Raw genomic sequence first — 26,071 nt, 5'->3', positions numbered from 1 at the left:
CGTGCGCATCGCACTGCTGTCCTACCGCAGCAAGCCGCACTGTGGCGGACAGGGCGTCTACGTCCGCCATCTCTCCCGCGAACTCGCCCTCCTGGGTCACAGCGTCGAGATCTTCTCGGGTCAGCCCTATCCGGAACTGGATCAGGTGGCCATCGATGCCGGCGTCACCGTCACCAAGGTGCCGAGCCTGGGACTCTACGACGAGCCGGACCCGTTCCGCACGCCCCGGCCGTCGGAGTACCGCGACTGGATCGACGTCCTCGAGGTCGGTTCGATGTGGACGGCGAGCTTCGGCGAGCCGCTCACCTTCAGCCTCCGGGTGGCCCGTCTCCTCAAGGAGCGTCGCGACGACTTCGACATCGTCCACGACAACCAGTGTCTCGGTTACGGATTGCTCGACATCCAGAAGGCGGGTTTCCCGCTGATCGCGACGATCCACCACCCGATCACGCGCGACCGCACACTGGCGGTGAAGGCGGCCAAGGGATGGCGCAAGATCAGCGCATGGCGGTGGCATTCGTTCCTGCGCATGCAGGGTCGCGTGTCCCGCCGAATCCCTGAGCTGCTCACCGTTTCCCGGAGCAGTGAGGTCGACATCCGCAAGGCATTCGACATCCCGTCGGGCCGTATCACGACGATCCCGCTGGGAGTCGACACCGAGATCTTCACGCCGGCTGCCACGCGGGTGCCGGGTCGCATCGTGTGTGTCGCCAGTGCCGACGCTCCGTTGAAGGGCGTGTCCTACCTCCTCGAGGCGGTCGCCAAGCTGTCGTCCGAGCGCGACGTCGAACTGGTACTGGTGTCCAAGTTGGACCCGAACGGTCCGTCCGCCGAGATGATCGAGGATCTGGCGATCTCCGATCGGGTCACGGTGGTGTCCGGACTCGAGGACACCGAGCTCGCCGGTCTGCTCGCCTCTGCCGAGGTCGCGTGCGTGCCCTCGCTCTACGAGGGCTTCTCGCTGCCCGCGGTGGAGGCGATGAGCTGTGGCACGCCGCTCGTCGCCACCCGGGCCGGCGCGATCCCGGAGGTCGTCGGAACCGCCGAGGAGGCCGCATTGCTGGTGCCGCCGAGGGATTCCGGACGTCTGGCCCAGGCCATCGGCCGGCTCCTCGACGACGCGGACCTGCGGACGCGACTCGGTGACGGCGGTCGTCGCCGCGCCGAGGAGAACTACAGCTGGGCAGCAGTGGCCGCGAAGACGGCGGCGCACTACGAAACCGTGCTCGCCGGACACCGGCGGGCAACAGAAGGGACAGTGAGTGCTCACAGTTGATTTCGACCGGCTGGGCGTTGGACCGGGGACCAAGGCGATCGACATCGGGGCGGGGCAGGGTAGGCACTCGTTCGAGATGTTCCGTCGCGGCGCTGAGGTCATCGCGTTCGACATGTCCGAGAGCGACATGTCCGACGTCGGTGAGATGTTCGACGCGATGATGGCCGAAGGGCATGTGCCCGCGTCGGCCAAGGCTCGCGCCGAGGTCGGGGATGCGCTTCGTCTCCCATACTCGGACAACAGTTTCGACGTCGTGCTGATGAGTGAGATCCTCGAGCACATCCCGAGCGACGAAGGCGCGATCGCCGAGATGGTGCGCGTGCTGAAGCCGGGTGGCGTCGCGGCGGTCACCGTGCCCCGGTACTGGCCGGAGAAGGTGTGCTGGGCCCTGTCCGACGAGTACCACGAGGTCGAGGGTGGGCACGTTCGCATCTACAAGGCCTCCGAGCTCGCGGACAAGTTGCGCCGCGCCGGACTGGAGGTCACCGGCACCGACCACGCCCATGCCCTGCATGCCCCGTACTGGTGGCTGAAATGCGCGGTGGGAGTCGAGAACAACGACAACGTCCTGGTGAAGGGTTATCACCAGCTGCTCGTCTGGGACATGATGAGCAAGCCGTGGCTGACCCGCGTCGGGGAGCAGGTGCTCAACCCGCTCATCGGCAAGTCGGTGGCCCTCTACCTGCGTAAGCCCGAGACCGCCACCGCGTCTTCATGACCGGGCCCTCCAGGACGGGAGCTCCATGACGGCCGCTCCGGCGGTCCCCGGTGTGGTCACGGCCGACGAGATGCACGCCACGGGTGCCGCGATCGTCGGCATGCAGGAGGAGTCCGGGGCACTGCCCTGGTTCCCGGGCGGGCAGACCGACCCGTGGGACCACATCGAGTCCGCGATGGCGTTGTCGGTGACCGGGTTTCACGCCGAGGCCGAGGCTGCGTACGAGTGGTCGCGCCGCAAACAGCGCGATGACGGTTCGTGGCCCATCCGCACCGTCGGTGGCAAGGTGGAGGACGCGGGCACCGACAGCAACTTCTGCGCCTACATCGCGGTCGGGGTGTGGCACCACTACCTGATCACCGGTGACGACGCCTTCCTGCAGAAGATGTGGCCGGTGGTCTGGTCGGCGATCGACTGTGTGCTCCGCTTCCAGCGAGACGACGGTGCGTTCCGCTGGGGCGGCGACCACCGGACCGGGGCGATGTTCGGGGAGGCGCTGATCACGGGCAATGCCAGCATCTTCCAGGCCCTGGACTGCGCCATCCGGATCGCCGGGGAGATGGACCAGCCCGACGACGCCTGGATCGCGGCTCACAGTGTGCTCGGCGACGCCATCCGTACCGACGTCGCGCGCGACGAGTGGCAGATATTCACCCCGCCGTCCGAACACTCGATGGACTGGTACTACCCGATCCTCGGCGGCGCGGTCCGCGGTCGCGACGGTCAGGAGCTCATCGCTCGCCGGTGGGAGCAGTTCGTGGTGCCGGGCAAGGGGGTTCGATGCGTGGACCACCGTCCGTGGGTCACCGGCGCCGAAACATGTGAACTCGCACTGGCACTCGATGCGCTCGGCGACACCGCCGACGCCGTCGAGCTCATCGCGTCCATCCAGCACCTGCGCGACCCCGATGGATCGTATTGGACCGGACTGGTTTTCGCCGACGGCAAACGCTGGCCGGTGGAGAAGAGCTGCTGGACCTCGGCGGCGGTCGTGCTGGCGGCCGACGCGGTGAGCCGTACGAGTGTGGCCAACGGGATCTTCCGGGACGTGCGGCAGAGGCTCGTGGCACCGACGCCCTGATCGGTCATCGCTCGGGCGATCATTCCTCGATCGACCGGCGCGGGTCGGCCTGCTCGGCGAGGGCCCGACGCGCTTCGTCGTGCAGCACTTCACGCAGATCTCCCTCGAGCGCGACGAACTCGGGGGAGGTCTGAACCGCCAGTTCCCGCGGTCGTGGGAGATCGACGCGTGTTTCCCGGACGACGGTCGCCGGGCGGGCGGACAGCACGATCACCCGGTCGGAGAGGTAGACGGCCTCACGGATGTCGTGGGTGATCATCAGCACGGTCCAGCGGTAGCGTTGCCACACCGACTGCAGCCACGACTGCATCTCGGTCCGGGTCAGCGAGTCGAGCGCGCCGAACGGCTCGTCGAGCAGCAGGAGATTGCGATTCTGCACGACCGTGCGGAGCAGTGCCGCCCGCTGCCGCATCCCGCCGGACAGCTGAGACGGACGCGCGTCCTCGAACCCGGACAGTCCGAAGGTGGGGAACAGTTCGGCGGCCCGGCGCCGGGCCTCGGCCGTCGACACACCGTGCACCTGGAGGCCGAGGATCGTGTTGTCGAGGATCGTGCGCCACGGGAACAGCAGGTCTTTCTGCGGCATGTACGCGCAATGCCCGGCCACCGCGGTGTCGGAGCCGACGGTGACGCTGCCCGAGTCGGGGACGTCGAGCCCGGCGAGCATGCTGAAGATCGTGCTCTTGCCGCATCCACTCGGCCCGATGACGGAGACGAATTCGCCGGGTTCGGCCGTGAACGAGACCGCGTCGAGGACATGCCGCCGGGGACGACCTCGGCCGGGCTGAGGGAAGGATTTCGTCAGCCGGTCCACGACGAGCCGGCGGGTCTCGTCGGTCATGACGGCGCCTTCTCGGCTCGCGCCCACGGTGCGACGACCCGTTCGACCGCGAAGGTCAGCAGGTAGAGGGAGACACTGACGAGGGCCGTCACCAGGACCGCGGCGAGCACGAGGTCGGTGCGGAACGAGTTCTTCTGCAGGCTCACGTAGATGCCGAGCCCCTGGGTGGCGCCGACGTACTCGGCGAACACGGCACCGACCACCGCGTAGGTGATGCCGATCCGCAGCGCGGTGAAGAACCGGGGCAGCGCGGAGGGCAGGCGGACGTAGCGAAAGATCTGGCGGCGAGTGGCACCCATGCTCCGCAGGAGTGCGCCGGCCTCGCGGTCGGCGGCCGCGAATCCCTCGATCAGCCCGATCGCCATCGGAAAGAAGGTGACCAGGGCGATGACCAGGACTTTGGGCAGTACGCCGAATCCGAACCAGATGACCATCAGCGGTGCGATCGCGATGATCGGCAACGTCTGCGACGCGACGAACAGGGGTACGAACGCCCGGCGCAGTACGGGGGAGAAGTCGACGATGATCGCCAGCACCCATGCCAGTACCAGCGACACCCCGAATCCGATCAGTGTGACCTGGAGAGTCGCCGCGGCATGCACCCCGATCTCGCTCCGGTGCGCCCACCCCTGCTCCGCGACACGCGACGGTGACGGCAGGAGCTGGGGCCGGATTCCGCTGAGTTCGACGTAGATCTGCCAGACCGCGACGAGGGCCGCCACCGTCACGATCGCGGGTGCCGCCCGCCGGAGACCGGTGCTAGCGGGCGGGGCCACGGCACTCAGCCCAGGTACTCATTGGTGAAGTAGGTCGACCAGTCCGGTTCGGTCGTGAGCGGAGCGCCGTCCGGACCGGTGAGAAGTCCACTGCGGTAGAGGAATCCGGAGTTGCCGGCCCATTGTTCCAGCGTTTGCGTGCCGACCTTGCCCTCGGCATCCTTCATGTACCGGTCGGCGAGCATCCGCTGGCTCTCGATCACCAGCTGTTCGTCGTTGAACGCGCCGGGGTTGGCCTCGATGAGGTCGCGGGCGGCCGCGTCCGGGTCGTCGGCCGCGGCCTGGTAGCCGCGTTGCAGCGCCCGTACGAACTTCGCCGCACGCTCCGGATTCTCCGCCAGCCAGTCCTCGTTGGCGTCGACGACGATCGCGTAGGCCTCCGGGAATCCGAAGTCGGTGTAGTGGAAGTACTTCATCGGGGTTCCGTGATGCTCGGCCTCGATGCCCTCCCAGGCGAGGTAGGAGACGGTGAAGTCCGCCCGCCCCGAGTAGACGGCCTCGTACGCGGAGGTGCCGAGGGTCACCGACGTGAAATCTCCTGTGCCGCCGTCGTTCCGGATCACCTGCTTGAGGGTCTCTTCCTCGCCGGGGTCGCCGAACCCGGCATATGTCCTGCCGTCGAGGTCCTTCGGGCTCGCGATGTCGTCACGACCGGCCCGAACCCCGATACCCGTCGCCCATCGCTGCAGCGGCGCGAGCACGGAGATCGTGTGCGCGCCCGAGGCCCGGGAGAAGGTGGACGAGTTGTGGGTGCTGATCCCGAACTGGGCGTTCCCCGCGTCCACGACGGTGTCGACGGCGGTGTTGTTGTAGGGCAGTATCTCGACGTCCAGCCCGGACTCGGCGAAGAAGCCGCGCTGTTGCGCCACGAACAGTCCCGTGTGGTTGGTGTTCGGGGTCCAGTCGAGCGCGAATCGGATGGTGTCGTCGGAGGCGGAGTCCGACCCGCACGCGGTGGCTGTCGACAACACCGCGATCGCGACGACGAACCCGGCGAGGATGCGGTGCACGCGGCCGATCATGCGGCGGGCCATGCGTAGGGGTGCAACGCGGTGTCCCAGAACATGAGCTCGTACCGGGTGGCGACGGTGAACGCCGCGGTCATCGCGGCCTGCTCGTCCGCGCCGGCGGACGCCGCTGCCGCATCCACCAATTCCCTTGCCCGAGCGGCGGACTCCTGGAACTCCGGGGCGTCGTAGGTGGTCACCCACTGTGCATAGGGATGGTTCGGGTCGGCGGCGAGAACCGCGGCGGCGTTCGCGGCAAGTCCTCGGCCGACATCGGCGTAGATCCAGAAGCAGGGCAGTGCGGCGGCCGCGCCGACCGCGTACGACTCGGTCGCGGCGGTGGCGATCAGATAGGACACGTACCCGAGGCAGGCGGTCGACGGCTCGGGTTCACCCTGCCGCGGCGGCAACTGGCCTCCCTCGAGCAGGTCGCCGTGCAGGGTGACCTCGACGGCGGCCGCGGTTGCCGACGAATTCGCCCAGAACGCCGCGGTCTGCGGATCCGGCGACTTCGACGCCAGGATCGCGAGTGCTCTCGAGTACCCGGCCAGGTACAGGGAATCCTGTTCCAGGTAGGTGCGGAACACCTCGAGGGGCAACGTCCCGTCCCCGAGGCGGCGCAGGAACTCGAGATCGTCGATCGCCGCCCTCAGGTCGGAGGTCTGGTCCCACAGCTGATCGGTGAAGCGGCCGGTATCGGACAAAAGCGTACGCAAAGACATGACATCCCTTCGCCAGCATTACCTGGTCAGGTTCTCGGGTCTCATCTCAGCCCCGCGGTCGCGGAGCACCCCGTGTCAGAACGGAACCAGGCTAGCAGAAGGGAGCAGGGGGCCTAGACGACCGCGGGCTCGATGCCCAGCTTGCCGGCCAGCTTCGCGAGGTATCCGGTCGCGCGCTCGACCGAGTCGTCGGGCAGGCCGTACAGCACTGTCGTGACCCCGATCTCGCGCCATTTCTCGAGCTTCTCGGGGACCGGCCGGAAGTCGAGGACGACGATCTCGGGCTCGCCGTCGCGGCCGGCGTCGGACCAGATCTGCTTGAGCAGGGACACCGATCCCTCGATGTCCTCCTCGCCGGGGGTGGTGATCCACCCATCGGCACTGCGCGCGATCCACTTGAAGTTCTTCTCGTTGCCCGCCGCGCCCACCTGCACCGGGATGTGCGACTGGGTCGACTTGGGCCACGCCCAGCTGGGGCCGAAGTTGACGAACTCGCCGGCGAACTCGGCTTCTTCCTGCGTCCAGAGGGCGGTCATCGCCTCGAGGTATTCCCGGAGCATGGTCCGCCGCCGCTTCGGCGGCACGTCGTGGTCGGCGAGTTCGTCGAGATTCCAGCCGAATCCGACACCGAGAGTGACTCTTCCGTCGGAGATGTGATCGAGCGTCGCGATGGTCTTGGCGAGAGTGATGGGGTCGGACTGCACCGGCAGGGCCACCGCGGTGGCGAGTCGGATGCGTTCGGTCACGGCTGCCGCGGCGGCGAGTGACGTCCAGGGGTCCAGGGTGCGCATGTAGCGCTCGTCGGGAAGGGTCTCGTCGCCGGTGCGGGGGTGTGCGGCGTCGCGTCGCGTCGGAATGTGTCCGTGTTCGGGGACGTAGTACGACGCGAACCCCGCATCCTCGATGAGCGGAGCCAGGACATGGGGCTTGAGCCCCCGGTCACTGGTGAACTGCACGATCCCGAAATCCATGTGGCCCTCCGACGGCGTCGTTCGGTCGTCCGCACGATCCGGACGGTTGACTGGACACCAGTCTAGGTGATCGGCGTCACTCAGGCCAGGGGTGGCCGGTGGGCGCCGGCCGTTCGATCACGCGGATGTGTGGACAGCGCCGGCATGACGAAGAGGTCCAGGTGACGCCGGATCTGCCCGGCGTCGTCGATGTCGAGTGCCTCGCCGGGCGAGGTGCCGAGGCTGATCAGCACGCGCGCAACCCATTCGGACACCTCGCGCAGATCGTGCGCGGGGTGTATCTCGCCCCGGTCGACGGCCTGCTCGACGAAGGGGAGCCAGAACGCCGCGAGGTCGGGGATCAGTTTGACGACGCCGACGCCCGCGCATTCGGCGAACTCGGTCGGCTCCTCGGTGCGGAGCCTCAACAGCAGCGTGCCCGGGTCGTCGTAGGCGCCTCGACCGATACGCACCCCGGCGGTGAGCTGGCCGGCCAGGTCGCCGATGGCGTCGAGCTCGGCACGGGCGTCGCGCCAGAACGATTCGGTCAGGCGGACGATCGTCGCGCCGATCATGGACGGTTTGTCCGGATAGTGCCGATACAGCCACGCGCGGGACACGCCCGCCGACTCCGCGACCTGTTGCATGGTGGTCGCCCGGATGCCCTTGTCCGCGAGCAACTTCTGCGTGGCGTCGAGCAACCGCTCGTGGACCGTCGTGGTCGAGGCTTCGGTCACCGGCATCTCCTGCGTTCGGGGTCGTCGCGCGCCGTGTGTCCGGGTGTCCGCTCGGGGTGGGAAGCAGATACGTCGTAGACAGTTCGCGGATTCTGTGTACACGATACGTCCCATCGTGTAGACACAAATCAGATTGTGTCTACATCCACATCGTGACCCCAGCGGGTCCATCGAGGGGGCAGTGTGCCTTTACCAACAACCGCGATCATCGGCGCCGGAATCAGCGGGCTGACCGCCGGGAAGATGCTCACCGACTACGGCGTCCCGTACACCTGTTTCGAGAGTTCGGACAGGGTGGGCGGCAACTGGGCGTTCGGGAACCCGAACGGTCACAGCAGCGCCTACCGGTCGCTGCACATCGACACCTCGAAGCATCAGTTGTCGTTCCGGGACTTCCCGATGCCCGACGACTACCCCGACTTCCCGCACCACACCCAGGTGAAGGCGTATCTCGATTCGTACGCCGAGGCCTTCGATCTGTACTCGTCGATCGAGTTCACCAACGGGATCGAGCACGCGACCCGGCTGGACGGCGGCGGTTGGGAACTGGAGACCCAGCACGGCGAACGTCGACGGTTCGACCTGCTGGTGGTGGCGAACGGTCATCACTGGGATCCGCGGTGGCCCGACTTCCCCGGCGACTTCGACGGCATCGAGATGCATGCCCACCACTACATCGATCCGCGTACCCCGCACGACTTCACGGGCAAGCGCATCCTGGTGGTCGGACTGGGCAACAGCGCGGCCGACATCGCCGTGGAACTGTCGTCGAAGGCGCTGGACAACAAGCTGACCCTCTCCACACGGTCGGGTGCGTGGATCGTGCCGAAGTACTTCGGCGGCAAACCGGCGGACAAGTACTACCGGTCGACGCCGTACCTGCCCACGTCCTGGCAGCGGAAGTTCGTCCAGGTCATGCAGCCGGTGACCGCGGGCCGCCCAGAGGATTACGGCCTGCCGACGCCGAATCACAAGTTCTTCGAGGCGCATCCGACCCAGTCGGTGGAACTGCCGCTCCGCCTGGGGTCGGGCGATGTCATCCCCAAACCCAACATCAGTCGATTCGACGGGTCCACGGTCCATTTCGACGACGGGACGGCCGACGACTTCGACATCATCATCTACGCGACGGGGTACAACATCACGTTCCCGTTCTTCGACCCGGACTTCATCAGTGCGCCCGACAACCGGATCGATCTCTACAAGCGGATGTTCTACCCGGGGATCGACGACCTCGTCTTCGCCGGGTTCGCACAGGCGGTTCCGACCCTGTTCCCGTTCGTGGAGTGCCAGGCGCGGCTGATCGGGGCCTACGCGACGGGACACTACCGGCTTCCCTCGGTGCCGGAGATGCGACAGACGATCGAGGCGGACATGCAGTACTACACGGGGCACATGCTCGACCGGCCGCGACACACACAGCAGCTCGATCACTATCTCTACGAACACAACATGCGGACCAAGGAGATCCCGGCCGGCATCCGCCGTGCCCGGCAGCAGGGGCCGCCGACCTGGGCGGGGATCACCGCGGACCTGGTCACGAAGGGAGTCTCCGCATGAGCACCCCCGACGGTGCGACCACCGTACGTTTCCGCTCGACCGACGCCGACTGCGATGCCTGGTTCTTCCCGGGCGCGGAGTCGTCGGCATTCGAGATCGACGGCAAGCGCCCCGTCGTCGTCATGGCGCACGGCTTCGCCGGGACGAAGGACTCGGGCCTGGCCCCGTACGCACAGCGTTTCGCGGCCGCCGGTCTGGCGGTCCTCGCGTTCGACTACCGCGGTTTCGGGTTGTCCGGAGGTGATCCGCGACAACAGATCTCACTGGAACGCCAGGCCGACGACTATCGCGCGGCGGTCACCGCGGCCAGCGAGCAGCCGGGAGTGGACCCCGAGCGGATCATCCTCTGGGGTGTGTCCCAGTCCGGCGGGCACGCGCTCACCGTCGCCGCCGATCGCACCGACGTGGCCGCGGTCATCGCGGTGGTCCCGCTGGTCAACGGTCTTGCGGCCGGTCGTGTCGCTTATGCGCAGGTCGGCGGGGCGGCCATCGCCCGATCCACCGCCACCGCGGTGGCCAGTTCGGTGGCGCGGCGGCTCGGCCGCACGCCGAAGATGATGCGCGTCGTCGGCGAACCCGGCGACGTGGGTGCCGCGCTGACCGCGCCCGGGTTCCTGGAGAGCTATCGCGCCATCGCCGGGCCGTCGTGGCGCAACGAGGTCGACGCGTCGGTCGGGCTCGAGGTCGGGTCCTTCCGGGTCGACAAGTACGCCACCCGTGTCCATGCCCCGGTGCTCTTCCAGATCGCCGACTTCGACTCCGCCGCACCGCCGCACGCGGCGTCGAAGACCGCGTTCAAGGCGCACGCCGAGGTTCGCCACTACCCGTGCGATCACTTCGACGTCTTTGCGGGCAACGAATACTTCGAACCATGCGTCGCACACGAGATCGGCTTCCTGACCAGGCATCTGGTGTCGAGGTCCGAGGTCGTGGGGACCGGGACGCGATGAGCCGGGCGATTGTGATCGGGGGTGCCTCCGGCATCGGTCTCGCCACGGTCGACGCGTTCGTCGAGCAAGGTGTGCAGGTGATCGTGGCCGACCGCGACACCGAACGTGCCGACCAGGTCGCGGCCGCGCGCGACGGGGTGGCGGCGGTGCACCTCGACGTGACCGACGAGGCTTCGGTCGCAGCGACTTTCGCCGATGCCGGCGAGTTCGACACCGTGGTGAACTGCGCCGGTCTGTCGAATCCTGGTGCACTGACCGAACTCGAACTCGATGCGTGGCGAAACACCGTCGACACCTGCCTCACCGGCACGTTCCTCGTGATCAAGCATGCCGGACGCCGGATCGCCGACGGCGGGTCGATCATCTGTGTCGCGTCGCTCAACGGGCGTCAGCCGGGCGCGGGCATGGGGGCGTACTGCGCCTCGAAAGCCGGTGTGTTGATGCTGGTCGAAGTGGCCGCTCTCGAGCTCGCGGATCGTCGGGTGCGGGTCAATGCGGTGTCGCCGGGACTGGTCATGACGCCGTTGACCGAGGGCATCGGCTTCGTGCCGGGCCTCACCGAGGACTATCTCGACAACACCCCGCTGGGCAGGAGCGGGGAACCGGCCGAGATCGCCGACACGATAACGTTTCTCGCTTCGGACAAGACGCGCTGGATCACCGGTGCCGCCTTCGACGTCAACGGTGGTGCGCACCTGAAGCGCTACCCCGACGTGCTCGGCAAGGTGCGCGCGCTGGCCGGGGAGGGGTAGTACCGCGCCCCTCTGCTCGCCGAGGTGTCAGACCTTCGGTGCCAGTGGCGCGCCGACCTCGCCCGAGTCACGGCGGAGGACACGCAGCGAGCCTTCGGCGCGAACTTCCGTGAACTGCCCGGTTTCCAGCGCCTGGCAATAGATCTCATACGGTGGCCGACCGCCGTCGGCCGGGTCGGGGAAGACGTCGTGGATGAGCAGCGCGCCGCCGATCCGCACCCACGGCGCCCAGCCGTCGAGGTCGGTCTGCGCCGCCTCCATGCTGTGCCCGCCGTCGATGAAGACGAAGTCGGCCGGGCGGCCCCAGATCTTCGCGGCGACAGCCGACGGCGCGAGCAGTCCGACAACGGTGTTCTCGAGCCCGGCGTCGAACATGGTGCGGCGGAACCGTGCCGACGTGTCGAGTGTTCCGGTGTGCGCGTCGACCAGGGACTCGTCGTGATACTCCCAGCCGGGCTGGTGTTCCTCGGAGCCGCGGTGATGGTCGACCGTCACGATGACGGCGTCGTGCGCCTCGCCGGCCGAACCGAGGAAGACGGTCGACTTCCCGCAGTACGTTCCGATCTCCACGCCGACCTTCGTCGAATCGGGTTGCGAGAGATACTCTCCGGCGATCTCGAAGAGTGTCTGGGCCTCGTCGAGCGGCATGAATCCGGGTGCCTCGTCGGCGACGCGGAGGCGGTCGGTGGAGGGTGCGTTGGGCGACGGTGCCGCGGGTTGTGACATGGCACCAGATCCTATCGGGTGTGTGAGGGTCGCCGCGTAGGGTGAGCCGTATGAAAGCTCAGGTGCTCACCGCAGAGACAGGACCCTCCGGACTCGAGTTGACCGACGTCCCCGACCCCACGCCGGCCGACGGTCAGGTGATCGTCGACGTGAAGTCGTGCGGCGTGTGCTTCCCCGACGTGCTGATGAGTCAGGGCAAGTACCAGCTGCGCGTCCCGACCCCGTTCACCCCCGGCACCGAGGTCGCCGGCGTGGTGCGCTCGGCACCCGAGGGGTCGTCGGTCGCGGTCGGGGACAAGGTCCTCGTGGCGTCGATCGTCGGCGGATTCGCCGAGCAGGTCGCGGCCGCACCCGAACAGCTCCTCCCGCTCCCCGGAGGGCTGACCTTCGAGCAGGGTTCGGCGATGGGGATCAACTATCAGACCGCGCTGTTCGCGCTCAAGACGCGGGCACACACCCAGCCGGGTGAGGTCGTGGGCGTGCTCGGCGCCGCCGGCGGTGTCGGGACCGCGTCGATCATGGTCGCCAAGGCGATGGGCGCGAGGGTCATCGCCATCGTGCACCGCAAGGGCGCCGAGGAACTCCTGCGCAGTGCCGGGGCCGACGAGATCGTGCAGCTCGAGGAGGGATGGGGCACGAAGCTCAAGGAGATCGTCCCCAGGGGCGTCGACGTCATGATCGACCCGTCGGGTGGCGAGGTGTTCGACGAGGCGCTGCGGCAGGTGGCGCCCGACGGCCGGTACGTCGTGGTGGGCTTCGCGGCGGGCGGAATCCCGACCGTCAAACTCAACCGGGTCCTGTTCCGCAACATCGCGGTCGTCGGTGCCGCGTGGGGCGAATACGTGCGCACCCACCCGGAGCTGAATCTGCCCGCGAAGCTGCACGAGGAGCTGTCGCAGATGATCGCCGACGGCCTGGAACCCCAGGTGAACGTGACGTACACGCTCGATCAGCTGCCCGAGGCGTTGACCGATCTCGCCGAAGGGCGGATCCTGGGCAAAGCGGTCGTCAAGATCGGTGACTGAGGTCCCACCTGAGTGCGGTCCCGGCGGCGACCCTCACGAGCATCCGACCGAAGGGATCTGCCATGTGCCGCAACATCACCGAACTCCGTGGACTGGAACCGCCGGCGACGGGGGACGAGATCGAGGCGGCTGCACGGCAGTACGTGCGCAAGGTGAGCGGGGTCCGCCACCCGTCGGCGGCGAACGCCGAGGCGTTCGAGGCGGCGGTCACCGCGGTCACCGCTGCCACGCGCACACTCCTCGACGTCCTGCCGGAGCGTCGTCAGCCGCCGAAGACGGTGCCCCCGCTCCGGCGCCCCGAGGTCCAGGCGCGTATCGCCGCCCGAGGCTGAAGCCCCGGGCCTGCACACAGGTTCAGCAGTAGGTATCGCCTGGCGATACCTACTGCTGAACCATTTCGGGTGGCGGAGGAATCTACGACCCGGCGGCTTCGTCGCTTCCGGTGACGATTGTTTCCGCGATGTCCCAGAGCAGGTTGTCGAAGGCCTCGATTGCGTAGAAGATTGCTGACAGCATGGTTTTTCCAGCTTTCGTTTCGAATTCGACGGAGGATGGAAGCCGCGGCGTAACAGCACGTCAACGGCCGTCGGGAGAGCGAGACAATCGTCTGATGAATCGCAACATGCGCGATTCCGACGCGGTCGAGAATTGATGTTACAAATCCCGTTTCCCTGTATCATTGGTAGCACGGCCATCAGAAGCCGACAAGCAAATCGAGAATTCACACAGACAATTCACGTAGGCGCGCACGGTCGGTCGGGGACGGTGACGCTTTGTACCGGCGGGCGCCGCGTCCCGGGCTCGTAGTTCGGTGCCGGTCGGCGAGAACGCGCAGCTCCGCGGGATTAAACCCACCGGCGAGCAAGAATTTGGGACACCTCTCGTGCGTCCGGATAGTGTCGACACGGTGTCCAACCACCGATCCCATCGCGCCCACGGGGCCGCGCCGCGCGCTGTTCGCGTCGTAGCGCTGGCCCTGACGGCCGCCATCGTCGGCCTGTTGACCATCCTCGGCGGACCGGCGCCCCGTGCGCAGGCCGCCCCCGCCGACAGCTGTGCGCCGGCCGGCCTCGCGTCGGCGTCGGCGGCGCCGGTCAACCTCGCCGCCGCAGATCAGGGGGGTGAAGACCGCTACACCACCGAGTCGACCACGCCGCTCGACCAGATCGACGTCGGCCAGCTGGAGCTGCTGTCGCCCGGCAAGATCTCCGTCGGCACCCTGTCCGATGCCGGGCCGAGCATCTGTGTGAACAGTGCGGGCGACTTCACCGGCTTCGACAACGAACTCCTCAAGGCCGTCGCCGCGAAGCTTGGTCTGCAGGTCGAGTTCAACGGCACCGAGTTCGCGGGTCTTCTGTCGCAGGTGGCCAACAACCGTTTCGACGTCGGATCGTCGTCGATCACCACGACCGACGACCGCCGCAAGACCGTCGACTTCACCAACGGCTACGACTTCGGGTACTTCTCCCTCGTCGCGCCGACCGCCGGCCCGATCAAGGGATTCGGCGATCTCTCCGACTCGACGCGGATCGCTGTCGTGCAGGGCACCGTCCAGGACGACTACGTCGTCAACACCCTGGGTCTCGACCCGGTGAAGTTCCCGGACTACGCCACCGCGTACGCCAATCTGAAGAGTGGCCAGGTCGACGCCTGGGTCGCTCCGTCGCAGCAGGCGGAGGGGGCGGTCCGCGAGGGCGACGGCACCGCGATCGTCGAGAACACCTTCAGCGTGAACAACTTCGTCGCCTGGGCCGTGGGCAAGAACAAGCCGCGGCTCACCGAGGCCCTCAACTCCGGGCTCGACGCGATCATCGCCGACGGCACGTACGCCGATCTCTACGTCGACTGGGTGCCCCGCGAACTGCCCGAGGGATGGAAGCCCGGCAGCAAGGCCGCGCCCGCCCCGGACCTGCCCGACATCGCCGCCATCGCGGCCGAGAATGCCGAGAAGGCCGGCCCGGCGGAGGAGACCGCGCCCAAGAGCACCCTGGAGCAACTCGGCGACACCTTCTTCAACTGGGACCTCTACAAGGAATCATTCCCCGAGCTGATCAAGACCGGTCTCGTCAACACCCTGATCCTGTCGCTGGTCTCGGGAGTGCTCGGCACCATCCTGGGCATGATCCTGGCGATCTGCGGGATCTCGCGGTCGCGGTGGCTGCGCTGGCCGGCGCGGGTCTACACCGACATCTTCCGCGGGCTGCCCGCGGTCGTCGTCATCCTGATCGTCGGTCTCGGTGTGGGTCCGGTCGTCAAGGGCATCACCGGCAACAACCCGTACTGGCTCGGCGCGGTCGCGCTCGCCCTGCTCGCCGCGGCCTACATCGGTGAGATCTTCCGGTCGGGAATCCAGAGCGTCGACGACGGGCAGCTCGAGGCCTCGCGTGCCATCGGCTTCAGCTACCGGGAGTCGATGCGGCTCGTCGTCGTCCCGCAGGGCGTCCGGCGGGTGCTCCCGGCATTGATGAACCAGTTCATCAGCCTGATCAAGGACAGCTCGCTGGTGTACTTCCTCGGGCTGCTGGCCAGCCAGCGGGAGCTGTTCGCGGTCGGCCGAGACCTGAACGCGCAGACGGGTAACCTCTCGCCGCTCGTCGCCGCGGGAATCATGTACCTCATCCTGACGATCCCGTTGACACACCTGGTCAACTACATCGACCGGCGCCTGCGCACCGGACGGCCCGCCGAGGTCCAGGACGACCCGCTGCCCCCGACCGTCGTCGAGAAGGGATAGGCCCGTGCCCGATCTCAGCAAGTCCGAGTCACCGTCCCCGAATGCCGCCGTCGTCCGGGAAGCCGTCTCGCTGACCGGTACCGATCTCCACCTGTCGTTCGGCAAACAGCACGTGTTGCGGGGTGTCGACATCCAGGTCGACGCCGGCACCACCACGACCGTCATCGGGCCGTCGGGGTCGGGTAAGTCGACCCTGCTGCGTGTGCTGAACCGGTTGTACGAACCCGATCAGGGAGACATCCTGCTCGACGGACGGTCCGTCCTCAAGGACAACCCGGACGAGCTCCGGCGGCGGATCGGCATGGTGTTCCAGCAGTTCAATCTGTTCCCGCACAAGACCGTCGTCGACAACGTCGCGCTCGGACCGCGAAAGCTGAAGGGGCTGAGCAAGGACGAGGCCCGCGAGGTCGCTCTCCGGCAACTCGAGATCGTCGGGCTCACCAACAAGGCCGACGTGCGTCCGGCACGACTCTCCGGCGGTCAGCAGCAGCGGGTGGCGATCGCGCGAGCGCTCGCCATGACTCCGGAGGTCATGTTCTTCGACGAGGCGACCTCCGCGCTGGACCCCGAACTCGTCAAGGGAGTCCTCTCGCTCATGGCGGATCTGGCCACCGAGGGGATGACCATGGTGGTCGTCACCCACGAGATGGGTTTCGCCCGCAACGTCTCCGACAACGTGCTGTTCATGGACCACGGAGCCGTCGTGGAGACCGGCCGGCCGGAACAGGTCTTCGACGACGCGAAGTCCGACCGGTTGCGGACCTTCCTGTCCCAGGTCCTGTAACCGGGGTTCTTGTCGACGGGGGTCTCGCCGACCGCCGGCTCAGCCGATCCCGAAGAGCCTGGAGCCGTTGCGGTAGAACACGTCTCGGAGCCAGTCGGCACCGAGGTCGAGGCGGATGATCGCCTCGAGCGCATGGGTGTAGCCGTAGGGGATGTTCGGGAAATCGCTGCCGAAGAGGATCTTCTCGCCGGCGTCGGCCAGACGCGGCAGGTAGTCCGCGGGGAACGGGGCGTCTTCCTCGGCGAAGTCGGTGAACGCCATCGTGGTGTCCAGGTGCACATTCGGGTACTCCAGCGCGAGGTCGAGGAACGCGGTGTACTCGGGCATCCCCATGTGCGCGACGATCAGCGGCAACGACGGGAACCGGTGCAGGAGTTCGCGGATCGGCTCGGGGCCGGTGAAGGTGCCGGGCGCGGGCCCCGACCCGCAGTGGATGATGACGGGGACCCGCGAATCGGCGATCTGGGACCACACGCCGTCGAGGAGCGAATCGGTGGGGGAGAAGTCGCCGACCTGGATGTGGCACTTGAACACCCGGGTTCCCGCCTGGATGGCGCGGGAGACGTAGGTGTGGGCGGACTCCTCCGGATAGAAGGTCGCGGTGTGCAGGCAGTCGTCATGGCCGGCGGCGAAGTCGTGCGCCCAGCCGTTCAGCCACTCGGCCATGTTCGGCTTGTGGGGGTACACCAGCGACGAGTAGGCCCGCACCCCGAACTCGCGCAGCGTGGCCACCCGGACGTCCTCGTCGGCGCGGTAGGTGATCGGCCACTCGCGTCCCACCAGCGGCCCGACCGAGTCGAAGTAGGCCCAGACCTTGTCCATGACCGGACGCGGCATGAAGTGGGTGTGGACGTCGATGATGCCGGGCAGGTCCAGCTCTGACCAGATCGCGCGCACCCGCTGCGCCTCGTCGGTACTGAACGGCTCGGGGGTCACGGGAACGGCACTGTTCACCCCAGAGACCGTACGCCGGGTGCGCCGCCGGCCGCGAGTGCCACCTCAGCCGGCGGACGACACCGTCGGAGTGATGAGCACCTTTCGGTGGTCGTTGGGCACGGAGAGCTCGCGGAAGACGCGGTCGGTCTCGTCGAGCCCGACGATCTCGCTGACCAGCGCCGACGACCCGATTGCGCCCTTGCTCAACTCGGCTGCCGCGGTGCGGAATTCGCTCGCGGTGTAGTAGGAGACGAAGTGCATCGTGGTCTCTTTCACGACCCCGGCCACCGGCATGAACGAGTCGTCGCTCAAGCAGACGCCCGCGATGACGATGGTGCCGTGGGTGGCGACCGCGTCCAGGGCGGCGGCGATCATGCCCGGCTTGCCCACGCATTCGATGACGACGTCGAAGCCCGGTCCGACGTGCGCGAGGAGTTCGTCGGGGATGCACACCGTGGACGCACCGAGATCGAGTGCCGCCGCACGCCTGCCCGGGGACGGGTCCGAACACACCAGGTCGGTGGCCACGCCGCGCGACAACCAGTGCAGCGCGGCGAGACCGACCGGACCCGCGCCCAGCACCAGCACCCGGTCCCCGGGACGGACGGACGCGCGGGTGACCGCGTGCAGTCCCACGGCCAGTGGTTCGACCAGGGCGCCGTCGACCGGATCGATGCCCTCGAGAAGAACGCTCTCGGCCGCCCCGACCAGGACGTACTCGGCCAGCCCGCCTGGGAGGACGCCGAGTCCCAGGGTGCGCGCCGACCCGCATCGCGCGACGTCACCGGTGAGACAGGCGCGGCACCGGTGGCATCCGATCACCGGCATGGCGGCCACGGCATCGCCGACCCGGAAGGAGTGCGCCGGATCGGCGCGGCCCCGGCCGGCGTCGTCTGGGTCTGCCGGCCCGACGCCGACGACCTCGCCGGCGAATTCGTGACCCATGATCGTCCCGTGCGGGAGCAACGGCGCGGTCGACAGGTCGGAACCGCAGATGCCGTTCGCCGCCACGCGCAGGACGAGCTCGCCGGGGCCCGGCGTCGGGTCCGGTAGGTCGGCGACGAGGAATCGGCCTGCGCCGAACTCTCCTGGGCCGGTCACCGCGGCGCGCATCAGCCCGCCGACCAGCGGACGGACGGGACGTCGTCCGCCGCGCGGGGCACGATGAACACGCCCTCGGCCTCGCAGGTCACCCCTTGCGCATCGGAGATCGTGCCGCGGACGATGCGCTTGCGTCCGTTCCGCTCGGTCACCCACGCCCGCGCGACCAGCGCGCCGAGGGGTGTCGGCCGCCCGTACCGGACGGTGAGGGTCCCGGTGTAGCAGGGGCCCTCGACGCTGGCCGCATTCCCCAGGACGTGGTCGAGGACCATCGCGCACACACCGCCGTGGACCTGGCCGGGTGGTCCCTCGTAGGCCGCGCCGAGAGTGAAGGCGCTGCGGACGCCGTCGTCGACGTGGACGACGTCGAGTGGCGGAGCCAGCGCGTTGCGCACCCCGATCACCGCGTTTCCCCAGGCCATCCCGGTGTTCTCGCGCGTGTGTCGTACCCCGAACGCGCCGTCCATCTGGCGACTCCGCAGGTCGTCCACCACCTCGGCGATCCGCCGTCGTGCCTCGTCGAGGTCCTCATCGGCCACCTCGGTGCGGATCACCGCGTCGACCAGATCCCGAACGGTGTCGGTGAGAGGGGTGTAGACCGCGCGGCGACGCGCGACCTCGTCTTCGGAGATGTCCTCCAGGGTGAACTCCATGTGGCTACCGATCAGTCAGTTGTGGCATAGGTAACGAACAGTGGCGACGCAAATTAGAACGTGTTCTAATTCAACCACTAGAACGTGTTCTCATTTTGCGGTTTCGAGGACATCGACCCCGGGTCGGACGTCGTGCTCCAGCCGATCGAGCGGTGATCCGATCGAACCGCACAAGCGATCCACAGGAGATGTGACCGATGAGCGCGAAGACCTTCGACCTCACCGCACGCGACGAGACCTGGGTGAAGCGGGTGCTGCCCGTCCTGAAACTCGTGGCGAAGACCTATTTCCGCTCCGAGGTCCGGGGCATGGAGAAGGTGCCCGACGGCGGCGCGCTCCTGGTGTCGAACCACTCCGGCGGATTGCTGGCGTTCGATGTCCCGGTCATCAGCGTGGCCTTTGCCGACGAGTTCGGTGCCGACCGCCCGCTCTACACCCTCGCCCACGACCTCATCTTCACCGGATCGGGCAAGCAGATCTTCGGCAAGGTCGGCTTCCTCCCCGCCCATCCCAAGAACGCGGTCGCCGCGTTGCGGTCGGGTGCCGCGACGATCGTGTTCCCCGGCGGGGAGTGGGAGGCGCTGCGGCCGAGCAGCCAGAGCGCGACCATCGACTTCCACGGTCGAACCGGTTACATCCGCACGGCGCTCGAGGCGGGCGTCCCGATCGTCCCCATCGTCACCATCGGCGGCCAGGAGACGCAGCTGTTCCTCAATCGCGGCGACACGCTGGCGCGGTTCCTCCGTCTCGACAGACTCCTGCGCACCGACACCGCGCCGTTCGCATTCGGCTTCCCGTTCGGCCTGACCGCCCACCTCCCGCCGAACATCCCGCTGCCGTCGAAGCTCGTGACGGAGGTCCTCGACCCGATCGACATCACCGCCGAGTTCGGTAACAACCCCGAACACGACGAGGTCGATCAGATGGTGCGCAAAAGGATGCAACACGCTCTCGACGACCTCGCCCGCGCCCGCCGGTTCCCGGTTCTGGGCTGACCACGAGGAGACGACGATGATCTCGCAACTCCGCGATCGCGTCACCACCGCGTTGTGGCTCGTTCGCACCCTGATCCGCAGTGGATTCCTCGGCTCGCTCAGGGTCGACCGTTATATCCGCATGGGGCTCAACCTGCGTCGGCACGGCGGTGCGTCGCCGGTGAGCGGTATCGGCCTCGCCGCGGCGCGCGATCCCGACGGCATCGCGCTCATCGACGAGGCGGGTCAGCTCACCTGGCGTGAACTCGACGCCCGCTGCGATGCGCTCGCCGTCGGATTGCGCGACGCTGGCGGCACATCCGTCGCGACCGTCGCCATCCTCTGCCGCAACCACCGCGGCCTCGTCGAGGCCCTCGCCGCGACGTCGCGGCTCGGCGCCGACGCTGTGCTCCTCAACACCGGCTTCGCCGCACCTCAGCTCGCCGATGTACTCGAACGCGAGCACGCCGACGTGCTCATCGCCGACGAGGAGTTCGACGCGGTCGTCGCGCCTGCGGCGCAACGCCTCCCGAGCATGCGGCTGATCCACGCGTGGACGGAGGGCGACTCGTCGCCCCGGGGCGCGACCGTCGACGGCCTGATCGACGCGAACAGCGGCTCGCGACCCGGCCGGCCCCCACGCGCCGGACGTATCGTGTTGCTGACCTCGGGGACCACCGGGATGCCCAAGGGCGCCCGTCGCGGCGGAAGCACCGACGTCGCCTCCCTCGCCGCCATGCTGGACAGGATTCCCTGGCGCGCAGGCGAATCGATCGTGATAGCCGCGCCGGCGTTCCACGCGTGGGGTTTCGGACAGGTGGCCATCGCGGCGACGATGTCGTGCACGATGATCATGCGGCGCCGGTTCGATCCGGAGGGGACACTCGAGCTGGTCCGCGACCACGGGGCCACCGGACTCGCGGTGGTGCCGGTGATGCTCGAACGCATCACCGATCTTCCCGAGGAGGTCCTCGATGACCATCCGATGCCGACACTGCGCTTCGCCACCGCGAGCGGTTCGCGGATGCGCTCCGATGCGCTCGTCGCGTTCCTCGATCGGTACGGCGACGTGGTCTACAACAGCTACAACGCCACCGAGGCCGGCCTCATCACCACCGCGACCCCGGCCGATCTGCGCGTCGCGCCGGACACGGCCGGGCGACCGCTCACCGGTACCAGCGTCCGCATCCTCGACGACGACGACCGGGAAGTGCCCGTCGGCGAGGTCGGCCGCATCGTGGTCGCGAACAATTCGGGATTCGACGGTTACACCAGCTCGGACACCAAGGCTTTCAGCGACGGTCACATGGTGTCGGGCGACGTCGGCCGCTTCGACGAGAACGGGCTTCTCTTCGTCGTCGGCCGGGACGACGAGATGATCGTGTCCGGCGGGGAGAACGTCTATCCGCTCGAGGTCGAGCAGGCCATCGACGCGCTAGACGAGGTACTCGAGGTCGCGGTGACCGGTGTCGACGACGACAGGTTCGGTCAGCGACTCGTCGCCCACGTGGTGCGTGCGCCGCGCGCCCAGATCGGTGCCGACGACATCCGAGAGCACGTGCGCGACCAGTTGGCCGGGTTCAAGGTCCCGCGCGACGTGTACTTCCTCGACGAACTGCCGCGCAACGCCACCGGGAAGATTCTCAAGCGCGAACTCGGCGCCGGACCCTCGACCGAACGGAAGGTGAGCTGACACATGAACTCCGTCCAGCAGATCGACCGATCCGCCGGTGGTGCGGACGCCGAACGGATGTCCGGACCCGATGCGCTGATGCTCAACATGGAGTCGGCGTCGAATCCGATGCACACGCTGAAGGTCGCGATTCTCGACACCGCGCGGCGCGGACGACCCCTCGACCTCGCCGAGCTCGCCGACGTCCTGCCCGACCACCTCGGGATGTTCCCGCGCGCAACCCAGCGTCTCGCGTGGGCGCGCGGACACCGTGCCCGTCCCTTCTGGGTGCGCGACAACGACTTCGACGTGACCCGGCACCTGGACGAGCGATGGGTCGCCGCCCCGGGGGGACGTGCCGAGCTCGACGAGATCCTCTCCGAACTCGCGGTCCGGCAACTCGACCGTCGCCGGCCGCTGTGGGGACTGACGCTCGTCCACGGTCTCGCCGGCGGTCGGCAGGCGGTCGTCGTACGTGTCCACCATGCCGTCGCCGACGGTCTGGCCGCACTCAACACCTTCATGGCCGCCACCGCCGGACCGGACGAGCGGGTCTGTCGTGCGCCGATCGACCGGACCCGGGTCGAGCACGACGAGCGGGAGCTCGCACGCGCGGCGCGTGCGGAATCCTGGCGAATGGTCCGCGATCTCCCGGCCGCGGCGTCGGCCCTGGCGCGCGCGTTCTCGGCAAAACGCAAGGCGGGTCACGCCGAACTCATCCCGAAACCACTGACCGTCCGCCGGACGAGTTTCAACGCGCGCAGCGGCGCCGAACGCGTCTGCGCGTCAGGTGACATCCCGCTCGCCGCCGTCCAGCGGCTCGCGCTCGCCACCGGCACCACCGTGAACGGGGCACTGCACGGCGTCATCGCGGGGGCGATCCGGGCGGAACTGATCGCCCGCGGCGAGGAGCCGGGCGTCGCGGTGTCCATCTTCGGAGTGTGCCGGGACCTGGCCTCGACGCGCGTCCACGGCAACGAGATCGCCACCGCGATGGCGTATCTGAGGTCGGATCTGGCCGATCCGGTCGAGCGGATCGCCGCCACCGGGGAGAGCTGCGCCGCCACCGTGCGATGTCGGCGCGAAGTCGGGTTCGAACTGACCGACGCACTGGCCACCTACACCGGCCGCCTCGGACCGGCTTTCCGCGGTCTGGCCGCGCACCGCGCGCCGTTGGTGATGAACAACATCACCACGGCCAACATGCCCGGTCCGCGCACCACTCGGTGGGTCGGGGACATCGAGGTCGTCGACTGGATCTCGTTCGCCCTGGCGATCGCACCCGCCGACGTCAACCTCACCACGTACAGCTACGCCGGAAAACTCAGCATGGGGCTCATCGCGACGCCGGAGTCCATGCCCGACCCGGCCCGGTTCCTGCGGCGGGTGGCCGACGCGGCTGTCGAAGCCGCCGACGCGCTCGGGCGGCCGACCGAGGACACCGACGATGCCGTGCTGGCGCGGGAGGCGAGTTGATCGACTGGGAGTCCGGCGCAGCGCGACTGGGACTGTTCGCGAAGGTGCTGCCACGCGCGATCGGCAGTTCGCGTGCGGCCGGTCGCGGCGACCCGGCGGCGGGAGTGCCACCGGCGGAATGCGGTCCGCGCATGGTCGGGGAGACCGCCGTCGACGAGCTGTTCATCGCGATCAACTCGGTGATCCGGGACATCCCGCCGATCGAGTTCGTGGAACAGTGCGTGCAACGATGCGCCGGCGTCGCCGAGGAACTGGCCGCGCTGGGGCCGTCGGGAATCCACCTCGACCCCGGGCCGCCCGGCATCGTGTCCCGTGATCGGAAGACCTTCGGGACGACCTCGTTCGATCACATCGACTACTCGGTCGCCGTTCCTCTCCCGGAGTCCATCGCCGCCGCCGACCCCTACGCCGACGGGATCGCCTCGGTCCGCGTGCTCTCGCGACGACGAACCGGCCGTCGCTGGTTGATCTGGGTGCACGGGGCGGCCCAGGGGCGCGCCGACGATCTCTATGCGTTCCGCGCTGCCAACCTGTACAACAAGCTCGGCTACGACGTGGTGTTCCCCGTCCTGCCGGCGCACGGCTCGCGGCGGGTGGAGAAGGTCGCCTACCCGGGTTTCGACCCGCTGGTCAACACCGTCATCACCATCCGGGCGATCGCCGAGATCCGCTCGCTCATCACCTGGATCGAGGGCCAGGAGCCGGCCGACATCGCGATCGCGGGTACGTCGCTCGGCGGTCCGATCGCGGCGATGGTCGCCTCGATGGATCCCCGGATCAGCTCGGTCCTGGCCGTCGTCCCGATGCTGGAGATGCACGCCACCCTCGCCCACCACATGGAACGCGGCGGGTCCAAGGGGCGTCATCTCGCGTCGCTGATGCGCAGCGACCCGGTTCGCGCGGTCTCGTCGGTGATCAATCCGCTGGCGGTGCAACCCATCCCGACGCCCGAACGCCGGATGGTGGTCGCGGCGCTCAACGATCGGGTCACCTCGGTGTCCGCCGCCCGACAGCTACACCGACACTGGGGCGGGCAGGTCCACTGGTACTCCGGTAGTCATGTCGGACACGCCATCTCGGGCAGCATCCGGCAGGCCACGGACGAGTTCCTGCGTGCCTCCCCGCCGCCTGATTCTCGGTTCGACAGCGAAACCGGCCTGCGTTCGCTGATGTGAGCGCCGCATTCTCGGAACCCGCGACAGACAGACTTCAACTCGACTCCCAGACTTCGATCGAAGTCTGGGAGTCGAGTTGAAGTCTGTCGGTCACGAATCGGGCTGGGTCGTCGTCAGTTCGGGATCAGCTCCGGATTGGCGTCGGCGAGCAACTCGTCGCGGTCCTCGGCGAGGACGAACCCACCCGCGATGGCGATGTCTGCGGCGTCCCGGTAGTGCTTCTCGTACTCATCGCGCGTTCCGTACCGGGCCACGAGTTCGTCGGTGGGGACCGGAGAAGTCGTTCCGAACAGCAGACAGATCCGGGACACCGGGTCGGCGACGATCCCGCTGAGGATCTGGGTCGGCGCGTCGACGCACGGTGTGCGGACCCCGCCCCGGACATTGCCGATGTCGTCGAGCTCGAACACGGGCTGGGCGCCGCCGGCGTCCCGGAGGGCCAGCGGGTCGGCCACCGGAGGCGGGGGACCTCCCTCGGCCCAGGATCGCAGGTGCCGCAACGCCGATCGGAGAACGAACCTCTGCTGGCCCCGGTTGACCGGGTCGGGGCAGCCGAGGAACTCCTCGAAGTCACCGACCTGGTGGAGATCGGCGTGTGCCGTGCCCGCCATCTCCCAGACCCGGAGTCGATCCGAATCGGGTTGCCGCACGGCGTGATAGCGGAAGTTGGTCAGGACGTCGGTCTCGGTCTGGACAACGAACACCGGTGCGTCGAGATCGGCGCGGATCGTGGTGGGCTCGCTCCCGAAGACGCTCGCCACGTCGATCCCCGAACCGACATCACCGGCGGGCAACCCGGCGGCCGCGCGGCTGTGGATGAGGTACCCGTCGAACGGTGCCCCGTCCGGACCGACGGTGTTGACATAGGTCGTCAGGGCCATGGCCGACTGTGATTCGCCGATCCCGAGAACGGTGGAGACCGTCAGACCCGCGAGCGGATGGCCGGCGGCGTCGGTCTCGCGGACTGCTCGGCCCACCGAAGTGAAGATGTCGTAGCAGTACGCGTCGCCGGGGTGTCGCAGTCCGGCATAACGTTCCGGGTCTTTGGCGGCGAGGCTCTGCGGGGCGCCGGTCGCCACGCCGACCGAACCCGCCCCGCCCTCGACGCCGACGAACTGTGCCGACACGCCCACCCACGCGTGGCCCGCGCGGACGAGCTCGGCCGCCACATAGGAGTATTCGGGCGCGGCGTCGGCGCCGCTGCTGACGTTCAGCCACTCGACGACCACGCAGCCGCTGAAGGCCGCGGCCTCCGTGGGGCGTCGGACGACGATCCGGGTCGTGAACTCGGCGGTGGGCGCGCCGGTGTCACCGACGACCGGGTCGGCGGCCCCCGAAGCCGCGTACTCGGTGTCGGTGTAACCGGCCGCGGTGAGGTCGGGTAAGGGTGAGGCGCTCAGCAACGAACACCCGTTCCCGCCGCGGAGGACACGGAATCGCATGGC

General features: G+C 68.2%; 25 protein-coding genes and 1 riboswitch. Of the genes, 14 read left to right on the top strand and 11 right to left on the bottom strand.

The annotated features are described in order from the left end of the window. Position 1: 1 nt before the first annotated feature. Genes KTR9_RS20370 through KTR9_RS20360 form a run of 3 tightly spaced genes read left to right on the top strand, consistent with a single transcriptional unit; the run spans position 2 to position 3,075 of the window. Positions 2-1,276 (top strand): glycosyltransferase family 4 protein, encoded by a 1,275-nt coding sequence (locus KTR9_RS20370; protein ID WP_044508152.1) that lies wholly within the window; start codon positions 2-4, stop codon positions 1,274-1,276. After that, complete coding sequence (locus KTR9_RS20365) at positions 1,263-1,994, top strand: class I SAM-dependent methyltransferase (protein WP_014927935.1); 732 nt, start codon at positions 1,263-1,265, stop codon at positions 1,992-1,994. The genes KTR9_RS20370 and KTR9_RS20365 overlap by 14 nt, the downstream gene beginning before the upstream one ends. A 25-nt stretch (positions 1,995-2,019) precedes the next feature. Further along, complete coding sequence (locus KTR9_RS20360) at positions 2,020-3,075, top strand: prenyltransferase (protein WP_010840566.1); 1,056 nt, start codon at positions 2,020-2,022, stop codon at positions 3,073-3,075. Positions 3,076-3,094: 19 nt separating this feature from the next. Here KTR9_RS20360 and KTR9_RS20355 read toward each other — a convergent pair whose 3' ends face one another. The 6 genes from KTR9_RS20355 to KTR9_RS20330 form a co-directional block, all read right to left on the bottom strand. Continuing rightward, complete coding sequence (locus KTR9_RS20355; RefSeq protein ID WP_014927934.1) at positions 3,095-3,916, bottom strand: ABC transporter ATP-binding protein; 822 nt, start codon at positions 3,914-3,916, stop codon at positions 3,095-3,097. Further along, on the bottom strand, positions 3,913-4,692 hold the full coding sequence (locus KTR9_RS20350; RefSeq protein WP_014927933.1) for an ABC transporter permease: 780 nt from the start codon (positions 4,690-4,692) through the stop codon (positions 3,913-3,915). Before KTR9_RS20350 ends, KTR9_RS20355 begins: the two co-directional genes overlap by 4 nt. A gap of 5 nt (positions 4,693-4,697) precedes the next feature. Next, complete coding sequence (locus KTR9_RS20345; RefSeq protein ID WP_014927932.1) at positions 4,698-5,726, bottom strand: ABC transporter substrate-binding protein; 1,029 nt, start codon at positions 5,724-5,726, stop codon at positions 4,698-4,700. Continuing rightward, positions 5,711-6,421 carry a TenA family protein gene (locus KTR9_RS20340; protein ID WP_014927931.1) on the bottom strand — a complete coding sequence of 237 codons (711 nt, stop codon included), beginning with the start codon at positions 6,419-6,421 and terminating at the stop codon, positions 5,711-5,713. The genes KTR9_RS20345 and KTR9_RS20340 overlap by 16 nt, the downstream gene beginning before the upstream one ends. Next, a riboswitch (TPP riboswitch) is annotated at positions 6,409-6,504 on the bottom strand. Its footprint overlaps the gene before it by 13 nt. A 30-nt stretch (positions 6,505-6,534) precedes the next feature. After that, entirely contained in the window at positions 6,535-7,392 is an 858-nt protein-coding gene (locus KTR9_RS20335) for an LLM class F420-dependent oxidoreductase (RefSeq protein WP_014927930.1), read from the bottom strand. An 80-nt stretch (positions 7,393-7,472) separates the two neighbouring features. Beyond that, complete coding sequence (locus tag KTR9_RS20330) at positions 7,473-8,114, bottom strand: TetR/AcrR family transcriptional regulator (RefSeq protein ID WP_010840560.1); 642 nt, start codon at positions 8,112-8,114, stop codon at positions 7,473-7,475. A 177-nt stretch (positions 8,115-8,291) separates the two neighbouring features. Between KTR9_RS20330 and KTR9_RS20325 the strand changes: the two genes are divergently transcribed. The 3 genes from KTR9_RS20325 to KTR9_RS20315 are packed head-to-tail and all read left to right on the top strand — an operon-like array spanning position 8,292 to position 11,370. After that, positions 8,292-9,668, top strand: coding sequence for a flavin-containing monooxygenase (locus KTR9_RS20325; protein ID WP_010840559.1), 1,377 nt, complete (start codon positions 8,292-8,294; stop codon positions 9,666-9,668). Further along, entirely contained in the window at positions 9,665-10,618 is a 954-nt protein-coding gene (locus KTR9_RS20320) for an alpha/beta hydrolase (protein ID WP_014927928.1), read from the top strand. The genes KTR9_RS20325 and KTR9_RS20320 overlap by 4 nt, the downstream gene beginning before the upstream one ends. Further along, complete coding sequence (locus KTR9_RS20315) at positions 10,615-11,370, top strand: SDR family NAD(P)-dependent oxidoreductase (RefSeq protein WP_014927927.1); 756 nt, start codon at positions 10,615-10,617, stop codon at positions 11,368-11,370. The genes KTR9_RS20320 and KTR9_RS20315 overlap by 4 nt, the downstream gene beginning before the upstream one ends. A 27-nt stretch (positions 11,371-11,397) precedes the next feature. Here KTR9_RS20315 and KTR9_RS20310 read toward each other — a convergent pair whose 3' ends face one another. Beyond that, a complete protein-coding gene (locus KTR9_RS20310) occupies positions 11,398-12,096 on the bottom strand; it encodes a class I SAM-dependent methyltransferase (protein WP_010840556.1) in 699 nt (232 codons plus the stop codon). A gap of 50 nt (positions 12,097-12,146) precedes the next feature. On the opposite strand from KTR9_RS20310, the gene KTR9_RS20305 reads away from it, so the two are divergent. The 4 genes from KTR9_RS20305 to KTR9_RS20290 all read left to right on the top strand — a co-directional run bounded on the left by KTR9_RS20305 (position 12,147) and on the right by KTR9_RS20290 (position 16,639). After that, positions 12,147-13,121, top strand: a complete 975-nt coding sequence (locus tag KTR9_RS20305; RefSeq protein WP_044507172.1) for an NADPH:quinone oxidoreductase family protein — start codon at positions 12,147-12,149, stop codon at positions 13,119-13,121. Between the two features lie 62 nt (positions 13,122-13,183). Then, a complete protein-coding gene (locus KTR9_RS20300) occupies positions 13,184-13,453 on the top strand; it encodes a DUF2277 domain-containing protein (protein ID WP_010840554.1) in 270 nt (89 codons plus the stop codon). A 575-nt stretch (positions 13,454-14,028) separates the two neighbouring features. After that, on the top strand, positions 14,029-15,855 hold the full coding sequence (locus KTR9_RS20295) for an ABC transporter substrate-binding protein/permease (RefSeq protein ID WP_044507170.1): 1,827 nt from the start codon (positions 14,029-14,031) through the stop codon (positions 15,853-15,855). Between the two features lie 4 nt (positions 15,856-15,859). Beyond that, positions 15,860-16,639 carry an amino acid ABC transporter ATP-binding protein gene (locus KTR9_RS20290; RefSeq protein ID WP_014927924.1) on the top strand — a complete coding sequence of 260 codons (780 nt, stop codon included), beginning with the start codon at positions 15,860-15,862 and terminating at the stop codon, positions 16,637-16,639. 39 nt (positions 16,640-16,678) lie between these two features. On the opposite strand, the gene KTR9_RS20285 is transcribed toward KTR9_RS20290, so the two are convergent. From KTR9_RS20285 to KTR9_RS20275, 3 genes are read right to left on the bottom strand one after another with little or no spacing between them, the layout of a single operon-like run. Next, on the bottom strand, positions 16,679-17,593 hold the full coding sequence (locus tag KTR9_RS20285; RefSeq protein WP_014927923.1) for an amidohydrolase family protein: 915 nt from the start codon (positions 17,591-17,593) through the stop codon (positions 16,679-16,681). Between the two features lie 45 nt (positions 17,594-17,638). After that, the gene (locus KTR9_RS20280; RefSeq protein WP_014927922.1) at positions 17,639-18,688 is read right to left on the bottom strand and encodes an alcohol dehydrogenase catalytic domain-containing protein; all 1,050 of its coding nucleotides are present in this window, start codon (positions 18,686-18,688) and stop codon (positions 17,639-17,641) included. Further along, a complete protein-coding gene (locus KTR9_RS20275) occupies positions 18,688-19,329 on the bottom strand; it encodes a PaaI family thioesterase (RefSeq protein WP_014927921.1) in 642 nt (213 codons plus the stop codon). Before KTR9_RS20275 ends, KTR9_RS20280 begins: the two co-directional genes overlap by 1 nt. Positions 19,330-19,526: 197 nt before the next feature. Here KTR9_RS20275 and KTR9_RS20270 point away from each other — a divergent pair, with 197 nt between their 5' ends. From KTR9_RS20270 to KTR9_RS20255, 4 genes are read left to right on the top strand one after another with little or no spacing between them, the layout of a single operon-like run. Next, the gene (locus tag KTR9_RS20270; protein ID WP_014927920.1) at positions 19,527-20,324 is read left to right on the top strand and encodes a lysophospholipid acyltransferase family protein; all 798 of its coding nucleotides are present in this window, start codon (positions 19,527-19,529) and stop codon (positions 20,322-20,324) included. Between the two features lie 16 nt (positions 20,325-20,340). Beyond that, positions 20,341-21,996, top strand: coding sequence for an AMP-binding protein (locus tag KTR9_RS20265; protein WP_014927919.1), 1,656 nt, complete (start codon positions 20,341-20,343; stop codon positions 21,994-21,996). Positions 21,997-21,999: 3 nt separating this feature from the next. Then, entirely contained in the window at positions 22,000-23,451 is a 1,452-nt protein-coding gene (locus KTR9_RS20260) for a wax ester/triacylglycerol synthase domain-containing protein (RefSeq protein WP_014927918.1), read from the top strand. Continuing rightward, positions 23,448-24,626, top strand: a complete 1,179-nt coding sequence (locus KTR9_RS20255) for an alpha/beta hydrolase family protein (protein WP_014927917.1) — start codon at positions 23,448-23,450, stop codon at positions 24,624-24,626. The genes KTR9_RS20260 and KTR9_RS20255 overlap by 4 nt, the downstream gene beginning before the upstream one ends. A 113-nt stretch (positions 24,627-24,739) precedes the next feature. Here KTR9_RS20255 and KTR9_RS20250 read toward each other — a convergent pair whose 3' ends face one another. Beyond that, positions 24,740-26,068 (bottom strand): alpha/beta hydrolase domain-containing protein, encoded by a 1,329-nt coding sequence (locus KTR9_RS20250; protein WP_044507167.1) that lies wholly within the window; start codon positions 26,066-26,068, stop codon positions 24,740-24,742. Positions 26,069-26,071: the final 3 nt, after the last annotated feature.

The sequence above is a fragment of the Gordonia sp. KTR9 genome (assembly GCF_000143885.2).
GTDB lineage: Bacteria > Actinomycetota > Actinomycetes > Mycobacteriales > Mycobacteriaceae > Gordonia.
The sequence above is the reverse complement of the archived record's forward strand: the minus strand, read 5'-3'. Positions and strand labels throughout refer to the sequence as shown.